This window comes from Dokdonia sp. Hel_I_63, assembly GCF_007827285.1.
Classification (GTDB): Bacteria; Bacteroidota; Bacteroidia; order Flavobacteriales; family Flavobacteriaceae; genus Dokdonia.
In genome coordinates, this window is record NZ_VISD01000001.1 from 2,050,195 (window position 1) to 2,066,061 (window position 15,867).

Genomic DNA, 15,867 nt, shown 5'->3' on the forward strand with positions numbered 1-15,867 from the left:
TATATGACAAAAAAAATAAACAAAATCGCAGTGATGACCTCTGGAGGAGATGCTCCAGGGATGAATGCTGCTGTGCGTTCTGTAGTGCGTACTTGTGCCTACCATAATATAGATTGTGTTGGTATCTACAGAGGTTATGATGGAATGATTGAAGGTGACTTTATTCCTCTCGATGCAAGAAGCGTACGGGGGATTATTAATAAAGGAGGAACTTTTTTAAAGTCTGCAAGATGTCAACGCTTCAGGACAGAAGATGGAAGGCAGATTGCACACAACGAGATGGTAAAAGCCGGTATAGATGCACTTGTTGTTATAGGCGGTGATGGAACGTTTACTGGAGCACTTCACTTTAGCGAAGAGTTTGATTTTCCAGTAATAGGAATCCCAGGTACTATAGATAATGATATATCTGGTACAGATCGTACCCTTGGATATGATACGGCACTTAATACAGCAGTAGAGGCGATTGACAAAATACGTGATACTGCACACTCACACGACAGACTTTTCTTTGTAGAGGTAATGGGTCGTGATGTAGGCCATATTGCTCTTAACGCAGGAGTAGGGGCAGGAGCAGAAGAAATTTTAATCCCAGAAGAAAACATGGGGATAGAAAGGCTGGTAGAGTCTTTACAACGTTCTAAAATATCAGGAAAATCCTCAAGTATTGTTGTTGTAGCCGAAGGTGATAAAATAGGAAAGTCTGTTTTTGAACTAAAAGACTATGTAGACGAGAATATGGAGGGATATGATGTACGAGTATCTGTACTAGGTCATATGCAGCGTGGAGGCTCTCCTACGTGTTATGATCGTGTTCTTGCAAGTAGAATGGGAGTAAAGGCTGTAGAGTCACTTCTAGAGGGTAAAAGTAATTTTATGGTGGGTACTATTCATGATATGATGGAGCTTACACCACTAGATGAAGCAATAAAAGGTAAAAGTAAAATTAATAAGGAATTAATCCGTGTGTCAGAGATAATGACCACATAATTGTAAATAAGATAAGATGGCAAACTTGAAATTAGGAATAAACGGTTTTGGACGAATAGGACGTATTGTTTTCAGAGCAACTGTAAAGCGAGATAATGTAGATGTGGTTGCAATAAATGACCTTCTAGATGTAGAGCACCTTGCATATCTTTTAAAGTATGATTCTGTGCACGGTCGTTTTGATGGAACCATTGATGTAAAAGATGGAAACCTAGTGGTAAATGGTAAAACAATACGTATTACTGCAGAGCGTGATCCTAAAAACCTTAAGTGGGATGAAGTGGATACAGATGTTGTAGCAGAGTGTACAGGTATTTTTACTACACTTGATACTGCAGATTATCATATTCAAGCAGGAGCAAAAAAGGTAGTGATATCTGCACCTTCTAAAGATGCACCTATGTTTGTAATGGGTGTAAACGACGAGAAATTAACAGCAGATCATAAGATTGTTTCTAACGCGTCTTGTACAACTAACTGTCTTGCACCACTTGCAAAAGTAGTAGAGGATAATTGGGGTCTTGAAGAAGGTCTTATGACTACAATCCACGCAACTACAGCGACACAACTTACAGTAGATGGTCCTTCTAAAAAGGATTACCGTGGAGGTCGTAGTGCACTTGTAAATATTGTGCCAGCTTCTACAGGAGCAGCAAAAGCAGTAGGAAAAGTATTTCCTGCGGTAGATGGTAAACTTACTGGTATGGCGTTTAGAGTTCCTACAGTAGATGTATCTGTAGTAGATCTTACAGTACGTACTAAAAAGGAAACTAGTCTAGAAGAAATTAAAGCTGCTTTCAAAAAAGCATCTGAAGGTTCAATGAAAGGAATCTTAGGATATACAGAAGAAGGAGTTGTATCTCAAGATTTTGTAAGTGATGATCGCACAAGTATTTTTGATGCAGACGCTTCTATTGAGCTTAACTCAAAATTCTTTAAGCTAGTATCATGGTATGATAACGAGTTTGGTTACTCAAACAAACTAGTAGACCTAGCAGAAAAGATTAACGGCCTATAATACCGTTATTTATAATCTAGTAGCTATTGATGTGCAATACTTCAATAGCTATTAGAATTATTTATCATACAACTATATATGCGCTCTCGTAGCGCATTATTTTCTCTTTATACACAATCTTACACACTTCTATATGATCTTAGTAGTAGATAGCGGATCCACAAAAACAGATTGGATCGCACTTTCTGATGATGGTAAACACCTCTTCCAGACTCAAACATTGGGCTTAAATCCGCAGGTATTATCACAAGAAATTTTACGTGAACGCATCGTAAATAATTTTGAGCTATATAAGGATCGAAAAAAAGTAAAAGGACTTTACTTTTATGGAGCAGGTTGTGGAACTACAAAACCTCGCGAACTCATAAGAGAGGTATTTGATGAGATATTTAAGGAGGCAGATGAGATTGTAATTAAGGAAGATACATATGCTGCACTATATGCAACTGCTACAGAAGGTGAGAAGAGCGTCGTTTGTATACTAGGTACTGGTTCCAACTGTAGTTATTTTGATGGTAATGATATCATTCAAAAAGTAGTGTCACTGGGTTATGTATTAATGGATGACGCTAGTGGTAATTACTATGGAGCAGAACTTATAAGAGACTATAAGTTTGGAAAAATGCCTAAATATTTATCAGAGAAGTTTGAGACAGAATATGACCTTACCTCAGAAAATATTAAAAATCATTTATATAAAAACCCTAACCCTAATACATATCTAGCAACTTTTGCTCGTTTTCTTATTGAAAATAAGGACGAGGATTATTGCCAAGGTGTAATAATGAGAGGACTTTCTCTCTTTATAGAGCATCAAGTAGTGCTTCAATTTCCAGATGCTAAGGAAATACCAATTCACTTTGTAGGCTCTATAGGTTTCTATTTACAAGCAGAATTAAAAGAAGTGCTTAAAGGTTTTGGATTAACACCTGGTAAAATTTTAAAAAGACCTATTGATGGCTTAGTTGCTCATCATAAGCAGCACATTTTAGAAGCTTAACCGTTTGTAGCAATGTCTTAGATTATTAAGCTAGATAGTACTTAAATAGGCTTAGCAACATGATCAAAACCCAAAGTATTACTCGTATCCAATTATGATGTACAAGCTTTTGTAGGTCCTTATTGGTATGTTTACTTTTTCCAATCCGATTGTGAATAGGTACGAACAAGACTGCCGTAGATATCCACGTAGCAGTGACTAGTAACAAATACATACTCCCAAATAAAAATTCTTGATGTGCTATTAATGCGTAGATAGCCATTCCAAGTTGTGCAAGCATTAATGGACCTACAATAACCGCTATGGCACCTGTATACTTCTGATGCCAGCTTAGTAAATCTTCAGTCTTGTAATACAGAAAACTAGGATAAATGGTGAGTTGTACCATAAGGATCAACACCACGAGCCCAAAATCAATAAGAAGTTGAAAAAGGCTTAAAGCATCTATCATGATAGTTGGTTTTTGCTTTTAAAATTTTTTAGCGTAGTTGCTAGAAGTCCTTTCTATAGGTTCTTCTACGTTTATGGAGAATATGTTCATAGTTTTTCCACAGCTGCTGTATGGCTTTGTTTTCTTCTAGCTCAGGGTTAGTCTCAACTTGAGTAATCCCTCGCTTATTAAAAAGCTCTTGCATTTTTTGAAAGATTACCGCAGTAACTCCTTTGTTTTGATATTCTGGATCAATACCTATGAGATAGAACGCAGCAGTGTCATTTCGCTTTTTCGCTTTAAGCAAGTGATAAAAACCAAAAGGGAATAAACTTCCATTCGCTTTTTTGAGTGCTTCATTAAATGAAGGCATAGTAATAGCAAATGCAACTAGTTTTCCATCTTTATCTTGGACACATTTAATAAAATCTGGATGTATGTACTTGATGTACTTTTCCTTATAATGATCAATCTGGTACTGCTGTATAGGTACAAACGTACTTAGCTTGTCATAAGTTTTGTTAAGCAAACCAAACATCTCATTTACATAAGGTTTTACATCTGCAGAGGTTTTAAACTCTAGCGGACTAAGCTCATATCTTTTTGCAATGATATCTGCAAACTTCTTAACCTTTGGATTCTGTGCTTCTGGCGGATCAATTTGTATTTTAAATTCTACCCATTCGGCAGCTTTTTCAAATCCTAATTGCTCAAAATGGTCTTTATAATATGGGAAATTATACCAAGTTATCATGGTATTCATATACTCATAACCTTCTACAAGTAATCCTGCTTTTTCCATATTAGAAAATCCTACCGGACCTTCTATAAACTCCAGATTATTCTCTTTTCCTATTTCGGTAACCTTAGCAAGCAGTGCCTTGGTTACTTCGATATCATCAATAGCGTCAAACCAACCGAAACGCATTTTTGGCTTTCCTTGTTCTTTAATTTCTATATCATTTATAATGGCACAGATTCTTCCTACTATTTCTTCTTTTCCATTTTTCGCTTTCGCGAAAGCGAGAAAATAACGAGCAGTAGCATTTTTAAATACAGGATTTTTTGTTGGATCCATACTATCTAGCTCATCTGCCACGATAGGAGGTACCCATTTAGGTTCGTTTTTATATAGGGAAAATGGGAACTTAACAAATTGTTTAAGTTCTCTAGGGGTAATCATTTCCTTAAGGGTAATCATCGATTGCATTTAGGGGAGTTAGTTTGTATCGTTGCTTTGACCATCAGGATCTACAGCATCTTTACGTTTCTTTTTATTTATGCGTTTTGCTTGTCTCTTAGATGAACTATTCTTGTCATCTGCCGCATTTTTATCTTCTATAATTTCGTCTTTCTCATGTAGGTCTAGTCGGTATGAAACACCTGCCGAAACATTCCATCTAGACGGTGTATCCTTGAAGTTTACAAGACCACCTAAATCAACCTGAAGATTCTTTGTGATTAAATATGCACCACCAGCTCTTACTATATAGTCTGCATATAAATCGCCACTTATAAGTTGGTACTCTGCAAACCCAGCAAACTTCTCATTGAAGGAGTGCGTAATCGTAGTAATCCAAGAGTTAGTAGGAAATTCTGTCCCTACTCTGTCTAAAATGATATTATTTACCCATACCCAACGACCCCAGTTGTGCTGTAATAGTAAAGCAATATTAGGACTAATCCCGTCTTCGCGTACGGTGTTAAATTGGCTATTTGTAAAGTCAAAAACACCGGCGGCATAAACACTTACTGCTGGAATTAATGTTTTCCACTTGAAGCGGTTATTAGCATGATAGCTGTATAGATTTACCTCGTTTTGAGCGTATTTGTAAGGATCATATACTAAATATTTTGCTCCTATTTGTACCGTTTCAAGTCCAGATATAGGGTCTAATGGAGCAGATCCAGAAGTAAAGGAAACTTCGTTACGTTGATAACGCATAAGTCCATTTAGTTCTAGATTTTCAAAAAACAAACCATATCTTAAATTAAGATTATAGCCTATTATATCTGTATCTGTTTGTAATAAGGAGTGGGTGTCGTTACCTATATCAAAACCTGTCTCTACTTGTAAAACTCGAGTGCCTACACTAAAAGCACCTTGGGATTCTCCAGGTCTGTTTGAATTAATTGTCTCAGTATATTGAGCAGTAGCTGTAGCCACGAGTGCTAAGTATATAAAGGCTGAGGTTAAAAAACGCAACGTATGCATAGGTTTGTAGGTTAGTATATCAAATATAGGAGAATTTATCTTTTTTTTAAGCTTATACGGGGTATTGTTGCGATTCATAATTACTAATTTTGTCTAAAAGCTATATTTATGCTCTTAGTTGCAGAAATTCCTAGTTTCATAAAAACATTAGCCATCATATTGATGGTTTATTTTGGGTTGCGATTCTTAGGTAAATTACTTTGGCCTTATTTCGTAAAATACATTACTAAAAAAGCGGGACAGAAAATGGAAAACGCTTTTAAAGGTTTCCAGCAGCAAGCACAACAAACACAAAGACCTACAGCTCAAACTAAAGATGTACCTAAAAAGGCGTCAAAAGTAGTAGGTGAATATGTAGACTATGAAGAAATAGACTAATCTTCTTTTTGTCTACAATTCCTAAAAATTACGTTTCAATTTTTAAATTCTAGTTCGGTTTCAAGATGGTAAGGACTTATCTTCGCGCTATGTCTACACTTGTTCAAATAAACGTACTCCCATACCAAGCAGAAGATGATGATTACATCGCAGAAGTTGCCTTTAAAAAAGCCCGACTAAGAGCAGATGATGTAAGAGAATGGGATATACGCAAGCGATCTATAGATGCTCGCAAATCACCAGTGAAAGTCTCACTACAAATTGAATTTTGGAAAAATGGAGAAGAGCGTCCCCAGATTCCTCCTTTTGTACCCCAAGATGTTTCAAATGCAAAGGAAATTGCAATTATAGGTGCTGGTCCCGCAGGATTATATGCTGCGCTACGTGCCGTAGAAGGTGGATTGAAACCTATCGTATTTGAGCGAGGAAAAGATGTACGTGCAAGAAGACGCGACCTAGCTGCTATCAATAAGGAACATATTGTAAATCCCGATTCTAACTACTGTTTTGGAGAAGGAGGAGCAGGCACATATTCTGACGGTAAACTATATACACGTTCGAAAAAACGTGGTAACGTACTCAAAGCACTTGAATGGTTTGTACACTTTGGGGCGGTAGAAGATATCTTAGTTGATGCACACCCACATATAGGCACCAATAAATTGCCTAAAATCATTACTGCGATGCGTGAAGCCATCATCGAGTATGGAGGAGAGGTGAGATTTGATACTAAACTTACAGATCTCAAAATTGAAGATAGCGCCATTACAGCAATACAAGTTAATGATACCGATTGGCTTAATTTCGATAATGTAATTCTTGCGACTGGTCATTCTGCACGAGATATATTTTACTTACTTCATAAACGTAACATTAAGATAGAGGCAAAGCCCTTTGCTATAGGCGTGCGCATTGAGCACCAGCAGGAACTTATAGATGATATACAGTATCACTCAGATGGTGATAATCCATATTTACCACCAGCTTCTTATAGCCTAGTACAGCAGGTGGACGGACTAGGAGTATACTCTTTCTGTATGTGTCCTGGAGGAATTATAGCTCCTTGTGCTACAGATCAAGAAGAGATTGTAACTAATGGATGGAGCCCGTCAAAACGTGATAATCCATATGCAAACTCAGGAATTGTGGTAAGTGTAACTCCAGAAGATTTGCCTAATTACAAAGAGGGAGATCCTTTTGTGTGTTTAGACTTTCAAAAGTTGGTAGAGCGTGCATGTTGGGAAGCGGCAGGAAAAACACAAGCTGCCCCTGCACAACGTATGCGTGATTTTATAGATGGTCGTGTGTCAAAAGACTTTCCTAAAACCTCCTACCAACCAGGAATTGTAGCAGTAGATCTGAATAAAGTGCTTCCAGATTTAATTGCAAAACGATTAAAGAAAGCGTTCTTAGGTTTTGGAAGAAAAATGAAAGGCTACCTCACTAATGATGCTGTAATACACGCTCCAGAAAGTCGTACATCATCTCCAGTTTCTATTCCTCGCGATTGGGAAACACTTGAGCATGTAGAGATTAAGGGATTATATCCATGTGGTGAAGGTGCTGGATATGCTGGAGGGATTATCTCGGCGGCAATTGACGGTATAAACTGTGTAGATAAAATTGTTGCAAAACAAGAAGCGCAGCAGTAGATGCTGTTAAATATTGTTGACAATTAAATTATAAAATCGTCACTTAATTGTCGCTTCTAGTTGTGATACAACAATTGAAACTCCTACTTTTACGTAGTGAATGAGAATGTAAAAATTATTGAGTGTCCTCGTGACGCGATGCAAGGTATAAAAGACTGGATTCCTACGGAGTCTAAGGTTCAATATATACAATCATTATTACGCTGTGGTTTTGACACCATAGACGTAGGAAGTTTTGTATCGCCTAAGGCGATTCCTCAAATGAAGGATTCTGCAGAGGTTTTACATAGTCTTGATCTCTCAAAAACCGATAGTAAGTTACTTTCTATTGTGGCAAACTTGCGTGGTGCTCAAGATGCCGTGCAGCATGAAATGGTAGATTATCTTGGTTATCCATTTTCTATCTCAGAGAACTTCCAGATGCGTAATACGCATAAAACTATCGCACAATCTGTAGATTTATTGAAAGATATTATAGAGCTCGCTTCTTCTAAGGATAAAGAGCTCGTTGTTTATATTTCTATGGGATTTGGTAATCCATATGGTGATCCGTGGAATGTGGATATCGTAGGGGAGTGGGCAGAGAAGCTCAGCAGTATGGGAGTAAAAATACTTTCACTATCAGATACCGTAGGTACTTCAGATGCAGAGACGATTGATTATCTTTTTTCTAATCTTATTAAGCGTTACCCAGAAGTGGAGTTTGGCGCTCATCTTCACACAACGCCAACGACATGGCATGAGAAAGTTGATGCCGCTTATAAAGCTGGTTGCCGCAGATTTGATGGTGCAATTCAAGGTTTTGGAGGTTGCCCTATGGCAGCAGATGATCTTACGGGTAACATGCCTACAGAGAAACTCGTTTCTTATTTTGCCTCTGTAAAGGCAAATGATAACGTGAATGCAATGAGTTTTGAAAGTAGCTACAACGAAGCTTTAAAAATCTTTCAGAAGTACCATTAATTCTTTTACGCTTTCGCGAAAGCGTACCTTCAACAACCTATAATCTTATATGACGAGGAGTCCTGCTTCTCGCAAACTTAGCATCGCCTTCGAATACCAGAATAACTCAAAATTTTCTTGCGTTTCCTCATACGAAGTCTTGAGTGCTGCGTAAGTCGGTAACTTATCTTGATGTGGGCTCGCGATTTCTAACATATCAATTAGCCAAAGTGCATCCTGAGTATCTACCGTAATTTGTGTAGTTCCTGTTTGATCGTGAAACGTAAGCTCTGTGAGTTCGCGTTTTTTCTTTTTAAATGTTCTCTGCGTGGGAGCAAAACCAAGCCACAGTATTCTAGAGGTAGATTTTGTGCTTAACTGTAATTCGTCTTGAAGACTATCTTCTATCACATGTGGATGAATTGTTGTGCTAGGAACATCAAAGTCAAACCACTCTTGTAATCCTTCATCAAACCCAATTCCGTGCATGTAGTTGAATAAGGACTTCTTAAGTCCGTAGCTGAATTTGCTATGGTCTATACCTGTTTTATCACTAAAGTCTACATCATTATTTGCAAAGGTAATCTCGTTATAATGTGGAGTTACTCCGTAGCTCTCGGGGTCTTTACCTACAGGGCTGTGCGTGGTAAGGGCAAATTGATGCCAGAATCCAGATTGTATAATGCCGAGGTCAAAAAGCTGGCGTACCATCTCAAGACTATCTATCGTTTCTTGCTCGGTTTGAGTAGGATATCCATACATCAAGTAGGAGTGCACCATAATATTTGCCTCCGTGAAGTTGAGTGTGACTTGAGCAACTTGTGCAACGGTTACCCCTTTATCAATAAGCTTCAATAGTCTATCTGAAGCGACTTCTAGTCCGCCAGAAACGGCAATACAGCCAGAGGCTTTGAGAAGTCTACATAAATCTTTAGTAAAGTTTTTCTCAAACCTAATATTTGTCCACCAGGTGACCACCAGTTTACGTTTGATGATTTCTAGCGCAAGCGCTTTCATCAATGCTGGTGGCGCGGCTTCGTCTACAAAGTGGAAACCAGTTTCTCCAGTTTGCGTTATAAGTGTTTCCATACGATCTACGAGAATACTCGCAGCGATGGGTTCGTAGATTTTTATATAATCTAACGAAATATCACAAAAGGTACATTTACCCCAATAGCAACCATGCGCCATGGTTAGTTTGTTCCAGCGACCATCACTCCACAAGCTGTGCATAGGGTTTGCAATCTCAATCACAGAGACATACTGATCAAGCAATAAATCTGAATAGTCGGGAGTGCCGAGATATGCTTGTTTATAATCTTGACGGAGCGTGTTATTCTTGTAAACAACTTCACTATTTTCTAGTATGAATGTGCGCTTATAGGTAGGGTTTTCAACGTTTTGCACAACATCTTCTACAAGAAGTTCTACTGGAAGTTCGCCATCATCTAGCGTGATATAATCTATAAATTCAAAGACTCTTGTGTCTGTTAATTCTCGTAACTCTGTATTAGGGAAACCACCTCCCATAGCCACTTTAACTGTTGGATAGTGTTCTTTAATCCACTGCCCACATCTAAAGGCGCTGTATAGATTTCCTGGAAATGGAACCGACAGTAATACTAGTTTTGGTACGCTTTCGCGAAAGCGTGCTTCTAAAATCTCTATAGTAATCTCATCTACAATAGTAAAGTCATCTTGTAACGAGGTATATAACTCATCAAAAGAGTTTGCACTCTGACCCAAACGCTCAGCATAGCGACTAAATCCAAAATTAGGATCAATGCATTCTACAATAAAGTCCGATAAATCTTCTAGAAAGAGTGTGGCAAGGTGTTTTGCTTTGTCTTGCATTCCCATCTCACCAAAAGCCCACTCCATATCATCTAGCTGATCAAAACGAGAAGCGCGTGGTAAGAAGTTGCCCGTGCATACTTGTCTAGCGATGGTTTGGTTATTTCCTTGTAAGAAGGACATTACGTCATCAAGTAGCTTTACATATGTATCTCGCATTGCAAAGATACGCCTGCAATTATCTGAAACAATCGTGTTATGCTCGTGGGCAATCTCAAAAAGCCTTGTAAACTTCTTTGCCGAAAATAGTTGCAAAATCACCTCTATACCTAGATCCATCTGGAATGATGAGATATTCTTAGTATTTAAAAACCCTTTAATGTATGCCGTAGCTGGATAAGGGGTGTTGAGTTGCGTAAATGGCGGAGTGATGAGTAAAATATCTTTCAAAAAGAATGCTTTTTCTAACGGGGCATAAAGATACTTGAATTACTCCACACTATGGATATGAGTAACGTGACACTTTAAAAGTAAGCTGTTCTATAGCGCATTGTTCTCCATGTACATTTTTAGCATCCCATTCGTCTTTTTTTGAATCGAGTTGCGCATAAATCCTGACCATCCTAATAAAGCTCCTGGCAACCCAAGTGCTTGTTTGGTCCAGCTATACATATCAAAAGTGTCGTGATGTTCTATGATTTTACCATCCTTAAATGTAAAGTTTGCAGTCACATGATTTACTACGGGACGTTTTTTTGGTCCGTATGGATAGCGGGCCGTCCACTGCGCGCTTCCAGTGGTGGCTGTGGTTTCAATGTTACTATAGCTCACTTTATTGGCTCCTTTACCACGCTCGATAAGCATGTGCCACATGGCCTTAGCTTCTTTACCTTTTAAGGTTCCAAACGCAGAATCAGAAAAAATAATGTCATCATGATAGCAATCAGTCATTCCTGCTGCATCTCCGTTAGTAAACGCCTTGTAAAATGTTTCAATAAGAGTATTGTGGTTCATAAAGACTAGGCCTTGAGATATGTATTAAAAAATGCTATCGTTCTATCCCAAGCGAGCGTAGCGGCTTTCTCGTCAAATCGCGGAGTCGTGTTATTATGAAATCCATGATTGACACCTTCATAAAAGTGAGCCGTATGCGGAATATTATTTGCAGTAAGCACTTTTTCAAAAGCGGGCCATCCGGCATTTACGCGCTCGTCGAGTCCTCCGTATTGTAGTAGGAGCGGAGCTTTGATTTCGGCGGCTTGCTCATCATCTGGTTGTCTTCCATAGAACGGAACAGCTCCTGCAAGATCAGGTAATAAAACTGCCATCATATTTGAAACCCATCCTCCAAAACAAAAACCTACAACAGCAACTTTGCCATTACAGTCTTCATGATTCTTAAGATAGTGATAGGCAGCTATAAAATCTTCTAGCATTTCTAGACGATCTCGCTTGCGTTGCATCGCTCTACCATCATCATCATTACCAGGATACCCACCCAGCGGACTTAAAGCATCTGGTGCTAGGGATAAGAACCCAGCTTTAGCAGTACGTCTTCCTACATCTTCTATGTACGGATTGAGTCCTCTGTTTTCATGTACCACAATGACTCCAGGCAATTTGCCTGTTGCATTTGCAGGTTTTGAGTATAATCCTTTAATGCTACCGCCACCTTTGGGAGAATCGTACTGAATGTAGTCGCTATCTATAGTAGGATCATCTTGCGCTACGGTTTGCGTTGTTTCATAATCTGGTGTCATAAAACTAAGCAGTGCTGGTAGCGTTACCGCGCCTACAGCAAATACAGATAAACGTTCGATAAAGATTCTTCGGTCTATTTTATTATGAGCGTAGTCGTCATAAAGATCAAAAACTCCTTGAGCAATATCTTCTTTTCTTAATGGTTTCATAGGCTTTTTGTCTTTTTAATATTAAACGCTTATCTCAAAAAAAGATGGGTACACTTTCGCGAAAGCGTACCCATTATTCTAATTAGTCCATTCCACCTTTACGAGTAGGAGATCTTGGAGTAGGCCATTCTCTAGGCTCTCCAGAACGACGATCGATAGGTAATACTGCTCGCTCACGAGATGTAAACTCTGGATCTTCACTAGCCATATACGTTAATATTGCTGTAAGAATTACGTTGTTACGTATATCGTCAAAAACAATTTTATCATAGGTGTCACGGTTGGTGTGCCATGTGTAGTTCCAGTAAGACCAGTTAAGGCTGCTTAGGCTAAATCCTGGTGCACCAGCTGCTTGAAAGGAAGCATAATCAGATCCTCCACGTGCAGGAGCTCCTGGAAATGTAGTCTCAATCTCATCTGTAATTTCGTTTGGCACCGCATTGAGCCACCTGTTTAAATAGTCGTAACTTCTTAAAAATCCGCCACCATTAAGGCGTACTACACGTCCAGTACCGTTGTCTTGGTTAAAAGATGCCTGCACCTTTGCTACAATCTCTGGATGATCTTCTACAAAAGCTCTTGAGCCATTAAGACCTTGCTCTTCACTTCCCCAATGACCTACAAGAATAGTACGCTTTGGGTTAGGGTATATTTTCTTTAAAATACGCATAGCTTCCATCATTACTAGCGTTCCTGTACCGTTGTCTGTTGCACCTGTACCGCCATCCCAAGAATCAAAATGCGCCGAAAGTATCACATATTCCTCTGGCTTTTCGGTCCCTTTAATTTCAGCTATAGTGTTAAAAGTAGGTACCGCTCCAAGTTCTTTTGAAATGGCTGTGATGTTGATTTTTGGTGTATGTCCAGACTCAGCAAGTCTATATAACATTCCATAATCTTCTAGTTCTAAATCTACGGTTGGGATTTTCTTCGTGCGTGCGCTAAAGATTTTATTCACGCCAAAACCTCTTGACCAGTTTGAAGTTACAATACCGACAGCTCCAGCATTTTCTAGTGCTTCTGGCAATCCTCTGTTTGTAAATCCTGTGCGTTGTATGTTATCATTCCATAGGTTAGAAAGCGAGTCGCGTTGTCTTTTCATTTTGGCAAAAGACTTTTCGGTTGCAAACTCTTCCCAGTTATAATCTGGTCGTCCCGTGATTTGTGGCATAGAAAGAAGTACAATTTTTCCTTTTACATTTTTAAGCCATTTTTCAAAATCTTTAGCATCTTTTACAGAAGGTAAAGTGATTACCTCTGCAGTAACTCCTTCTTTTGAGGTACTAGGATTCCATGCGAGTTGTGTACCGCGCAAACTTTGTACACGTGGTTCTAGCATATCTATGTGTGAGATACCACGTTCCCAGCCGCGCCATTCTCCATATTGTTCATTTCTTGCTTCAATTCCCCAAGATTTATATTGCGCTACTGCCCAATCATTGGCAGCTTGCATTTGCGGAGTTCCTACAAGTCTAGGTCCTAGTACGTCTGTAATTTCATGAGCTAGTGTTTCTAGCTGTGAGTTGGTGGTGGCTTCTTTAATGAGCGCCTGAACGGTTGGGTTGTCCTTTTGGGCAAATAGCGAAGTACTTAGTACAAGACCTAGCGCTAGTGTGCTGTATTTTAATTTCATTTGGATTGGTTTTTAAGATGGTAAAAGTTACGAATGCATTTTAAATTATGAGCAACATCATTCACAATAAAGTAATTACACGCTTGTTAATTAAAATTATGCGGAGTTTTATGATCAATTAGCTATTAGCAATGACCGTTTCTTCACCATTTGTAACATGAGTGACCGTAAATGAGTAGTCAGTAAGATTTGCTTTTAAGGTGGCTGTATCCTCGTCCTGTTTCCAACTAATTTCCAGCTGACTAACATCTTCAATTTCTATGGTCATTGTACCAGAAAAAGCAGCAGCTGTGTTACGTAAACGTAGTAATTCTAGTTGTTTTAAGACCACAGGTTTTTCTAGTCCGCGCTCAATATCTTCTTGTGTTAAGGTAGTGCGGTTAATTTCTTTATGACCTCCGGTTCCAGCAGCGTCTGCCGCCTCATAATCATTCTTTCCTGCAAAAAGGTCTAAGTACCAAACCTGCGGGATTCCAGGCATAAATACTTGTAGTGCACGAGCAAGCAAGAGCTTGCGGTCATCTTCGCCTAAGGCGCTGTAAAACGTAGCGTTTACTTGATAGTATGAGATTTTGTTTCCTTCGGGATCATAGATATTCTTGACACGCCCACCACGACTCAAAATCGTTTCAATGATATGTTCAATTTCGGTGTCTTTGAGGAGTCCTGGATGGTTATTTCCTTGCGCATCTGTAATTCCTTTAAGGTCGAGCACGGGAATCCCATCGTGACAGCCTAGCATATTTACGGTTTTGTAACCTTTGGTAATAACTTCTTGTGCCCATGACAAAAGAGCGCTAGCACTTCCAGTTTCAATGGTGTGAATAACAAGTCCAGGGAAAAAGAAATCATAGATTTGATATCCTTCAGAAGCAACTTCGTCGTGTAGGCCTAAACCGTATTCTGAGTGAATCTCAGGAAGTAAGGTAAGATCATATTTTTTAGCAATTTGGTTGATACGCTCTAGGTACGTCCAGGTTCCAGGTTTGTTAAAAAAGTTAGTTTCGCCCACTTCTTTATGCAAATAAGCAAAGGCATCAAGGCGCAAAATTTTACACCCAAAATCGGCTACTTTTTTTAGTGTCTCATCATAAAAATCCCACACCATTTCCGAGTTTCCATTCACATCCATTTGCCCTAGGTAAGAACGTTGTTGCTCTATCATCTTTAAAAGCTCAGGGATGTGAGGTGTTACGCTTTCGCGAAAGCGTACTTCAGAAATATCATATCCACCAGCAATGGCATTATTTACAAGTGCTACGGTATCCTTTTTATCCTCGGTTGATAGTTCGCTTAAAGTTTCTAAATCCTCAATGGTTATTTCATGATACGTAATTTGCTGATAAAAAGTGTTCCAGTATGGTCGTTCTGTACCATCGGGAAATAATACTTTAAGCACAGGCAGACCTGGCTTGCGCATAAATAATTTATTGAGATGTTCCTTTTTGGGAACTGCTACGCCGTTGTTGTAAGAAACTGTATTGCCCTCCCAAAAGGAATTCCAGTCAATAAAAAAGTCTTTGTATGGTGATGCATCTCCCTTTTCAAGAATATCCTTAAACTGTGGTGAGCCTACAGAAAGGTGATTAAGCACAATGTCAAACTTAAGCATAACATCTAGCTTTTTAAGCGCATCGAGATCCTCTTGCGAGACAAGCTCCGTATTGATGTTGTAATCAACAATCGAAAATCCGCGATCTAGGTCGCTATTAAAAAAAGTAGGTAAGACGTAAAATAGGGAGAATACATCCTGTAATTCTGGGCGTTGCAGTAAAGCTACGGTATCGCTTAATTTTTTTCCTATACTATCTGGGTATGCATTAAGCATTACACCGTTTGGGATTGTTGACTTCATAGTGGATAATAGATTATGAAATCTAAAAATAACAAAATACTTAGAAGAAA

Annotated in this window: 14 protein-coding genes; 6 read left to right on the forward strand and 8 right to left on the reverse strand. The window is 38.8% G+C overall.

Annotated features, from left to right (window positions below):
* The first annotated feature begins 3 nt into the window (after positions 1 to 3).
* The 3 genes from pfkA (at position 4) to JM84_RS09025 (ending at position 3,008) form a co-directional block, all read left to right on the forward strand.
* Positions 4 to 990, forward strand: a complete 987-nt coding sequence (pfkA, locus tag JM84_RS09015) for a 6-phosphofructokinase (protein WP_013752329.1) — start codon at positions 4 to 6, stop codon at positions 988 to 990.
* Positions 991 to 1,006: 16 nt separating this feature from the next.
* Positions 1,007 to 2,008, forward strand: coding sequence for a type I glyceraldehyde-3-phosphate dehydrogenase (gene gap / locus JM84_RS09020; RefSeq protein ID WP_013752328.1), 1,002 nt, complete (start codon positions 1,007 to 1,009; stop codon positions 2,006 to 2,008).
* Positions 2,009 to 2,141: 133 nt separating this feature from the next.
* A complete protein-coding gene (locus JM84_RS09025; RefSeq protein WP_013752327.1) occupies positions 2,142 to 3,008 on the forward strand; it encodes a hypothetical protein in 867 nt (288 codons plus the stop codon).
* A gap of 25 nt (positions 3,009 to 3,033) precedes the next feature.
* On the opposite strand, the gene JM84_RS09030 is transcribed toward JM84_RS09025, so the two are convergent.
* Genes JM84_RS09030 through JM84_RS09040 form a run of 3 tightly spaced genes read right to left on the reverse strand, consistent with a single transcriptional unit; the run spans position 3,034 to position 5,731 of the window.
* Positions 3,034 to 3,459: a hypothetical protein gene (locus tag JM84_RS09030; protein WP_013752326.1), complete on the reverse strand. Its 426-nt coding sequence runs from the start codon at positions 3,457 to 3,459 to the stop codon at positions 3,034 to 3,036.
* 40 nt (positions 3,460 to 3,499) lie between these two features.
* Positions 3,500 to 4,639 (reverse strand): GNAT family N-acetyltransferase, encoded by a 1,140-nt coding sequence (locus JM84_RS09035; protein ID WP_144785169.1) that lies wholly within the window; start codon positions 4,637 to 4,639, stop codon positions 3,500 to 3,502.
* 18 nt (positions 4,640 to 4,657) lie between these two features.
* The gene (locus JM84_RS09040; protein ID WP_144783820.1) at positions 4,658 to 5,731 is read right to left on the reverse strand and encodes a transporter; all 1,074 of its coding nucleotides are present in this window, start codon (positions 5,729 to 5,731) and stop codon (positions 4,658 to 4,660) included.
* A gap of 30 nt (positions 5,732 to 5,761) precedes the next feature.
* On the opposite strand from JM84_RS09040, the gene JM84_RS09045 reads away from it, so the two are divergent.
* The 3 genes from JM84_RS09045 to JM84_RS09055 all read left to right on the forward strand — a co-directional run bounded on the left by JM84_RS09045 (position 5,762) and on the right by JM84_RS09055 (position 8,646).
* A complete protein-coding gene (locus JM84_RS09045) occupies positions 5,762 to 6,031 on the forward strand; it encodes a DUF4834 domain-containing protein (protein WP_144783822.1) in 270 nt (89 codons plus the stop codon).
* 89 nt (positions 6,032 to 6,120) lie between these two features.
* On the forward strand, positions 6,121 to 7,683 hold the full coding sequence (locus tag JM84_RS09050) for an NAD(P)/FAD-dependent oxidoreductase (protein ID WP_144783824.1): 1,563 nt from the start codon (positions 6,121 to 6,123) through the stop codon (positions 7,681 to 7,683).
* Between the two features lie 96 nt (positions 7,684 to 7,779).
* Positions 7,780 to 8,646, forward strand: a complete 867-nt coding sequence (locus JM84_RS09055; RefSeq protein WP_144783826.1) for a hydroxymethylglutaryl-CoA lyase — start codon at positions 7,780 to 7,782, stop codon at positions 8,644 to 8,646.
* 45 nt (positions 8,647 to 8,691) lie between these two features.
* Here the strand turns inward: JM84_RS09055 and JM84_RS09060 are convergent, their stop codons facing one another.
* From JM84_RS09060 to JM84_RS09080, 5 genes are all read right to left on the reverse strand, one after another.
* A complete protein-coding gene (locus tag JM84_RS09060; RefSeq protein WP_144783828.1) occupies positions 8,692 to 10,869 on the reverse strand; it encodes a B12-binding domain-containing radical SAM protein in 2,178 nt (725 codons plus the stop codon).
* A 90-nt stretch (positions 10,870 to 10,959) separates the two neighbouring features.
* A complete protein-coding gene (locus tag JM84_RS09065) occupies positions 10,960 to 11,433 on the reverse strand; it encodes a nuclear transport factor 2 family protein (RefSeq protein ID WP_144783830.1) in 474 nt (157 codons plus the stop codon).
* Between the two features lie 5 nt (positions 11,434 to 11,438).
* Positions 11,439 to 12,329, reverse strand: coding sequence for a dienelactone hydrolase family protein (locus JM84_RS09070; RefSeq protein ID WP_144783832.1), 891 nt, complete (start codon positions 12,327 to 12,329; stop codon positions 11,439 to 11,441).
* Between the two features lie 82 nt (positions 12,330 to 12,411).
* Positions 12,412 to 13,962 (reverse strand): M20/M25/M40 family metallo-hydrolase, encoded by a 1,551-nt coding sequence (locus JM84_RS09075; protein ID WP_144783834.1) that lies wholly within the window; start codon positions 13,960 to 13,962, stop codon positions 12,412 to 12,414.
* A 118-nt stretch (positions 13,963 to 14,080) separates the two neighbouring features.
* The gene (locus JM84_RS09080; protein WP_144783836.1) at positions 14,081 to 15,817 is read right to left on the reverse strand and encodes an alpha-amylase family glycosyl hydrolase; all 1,737 of its coding nucleotides are present in this window, start codon (positions 15,815 to 15,817) and stop codon (positions 14,081 to 14,083) included.
* Between the last annotated feature and the right edge of the window lie 50 nt (positions 15,818 to 15,867).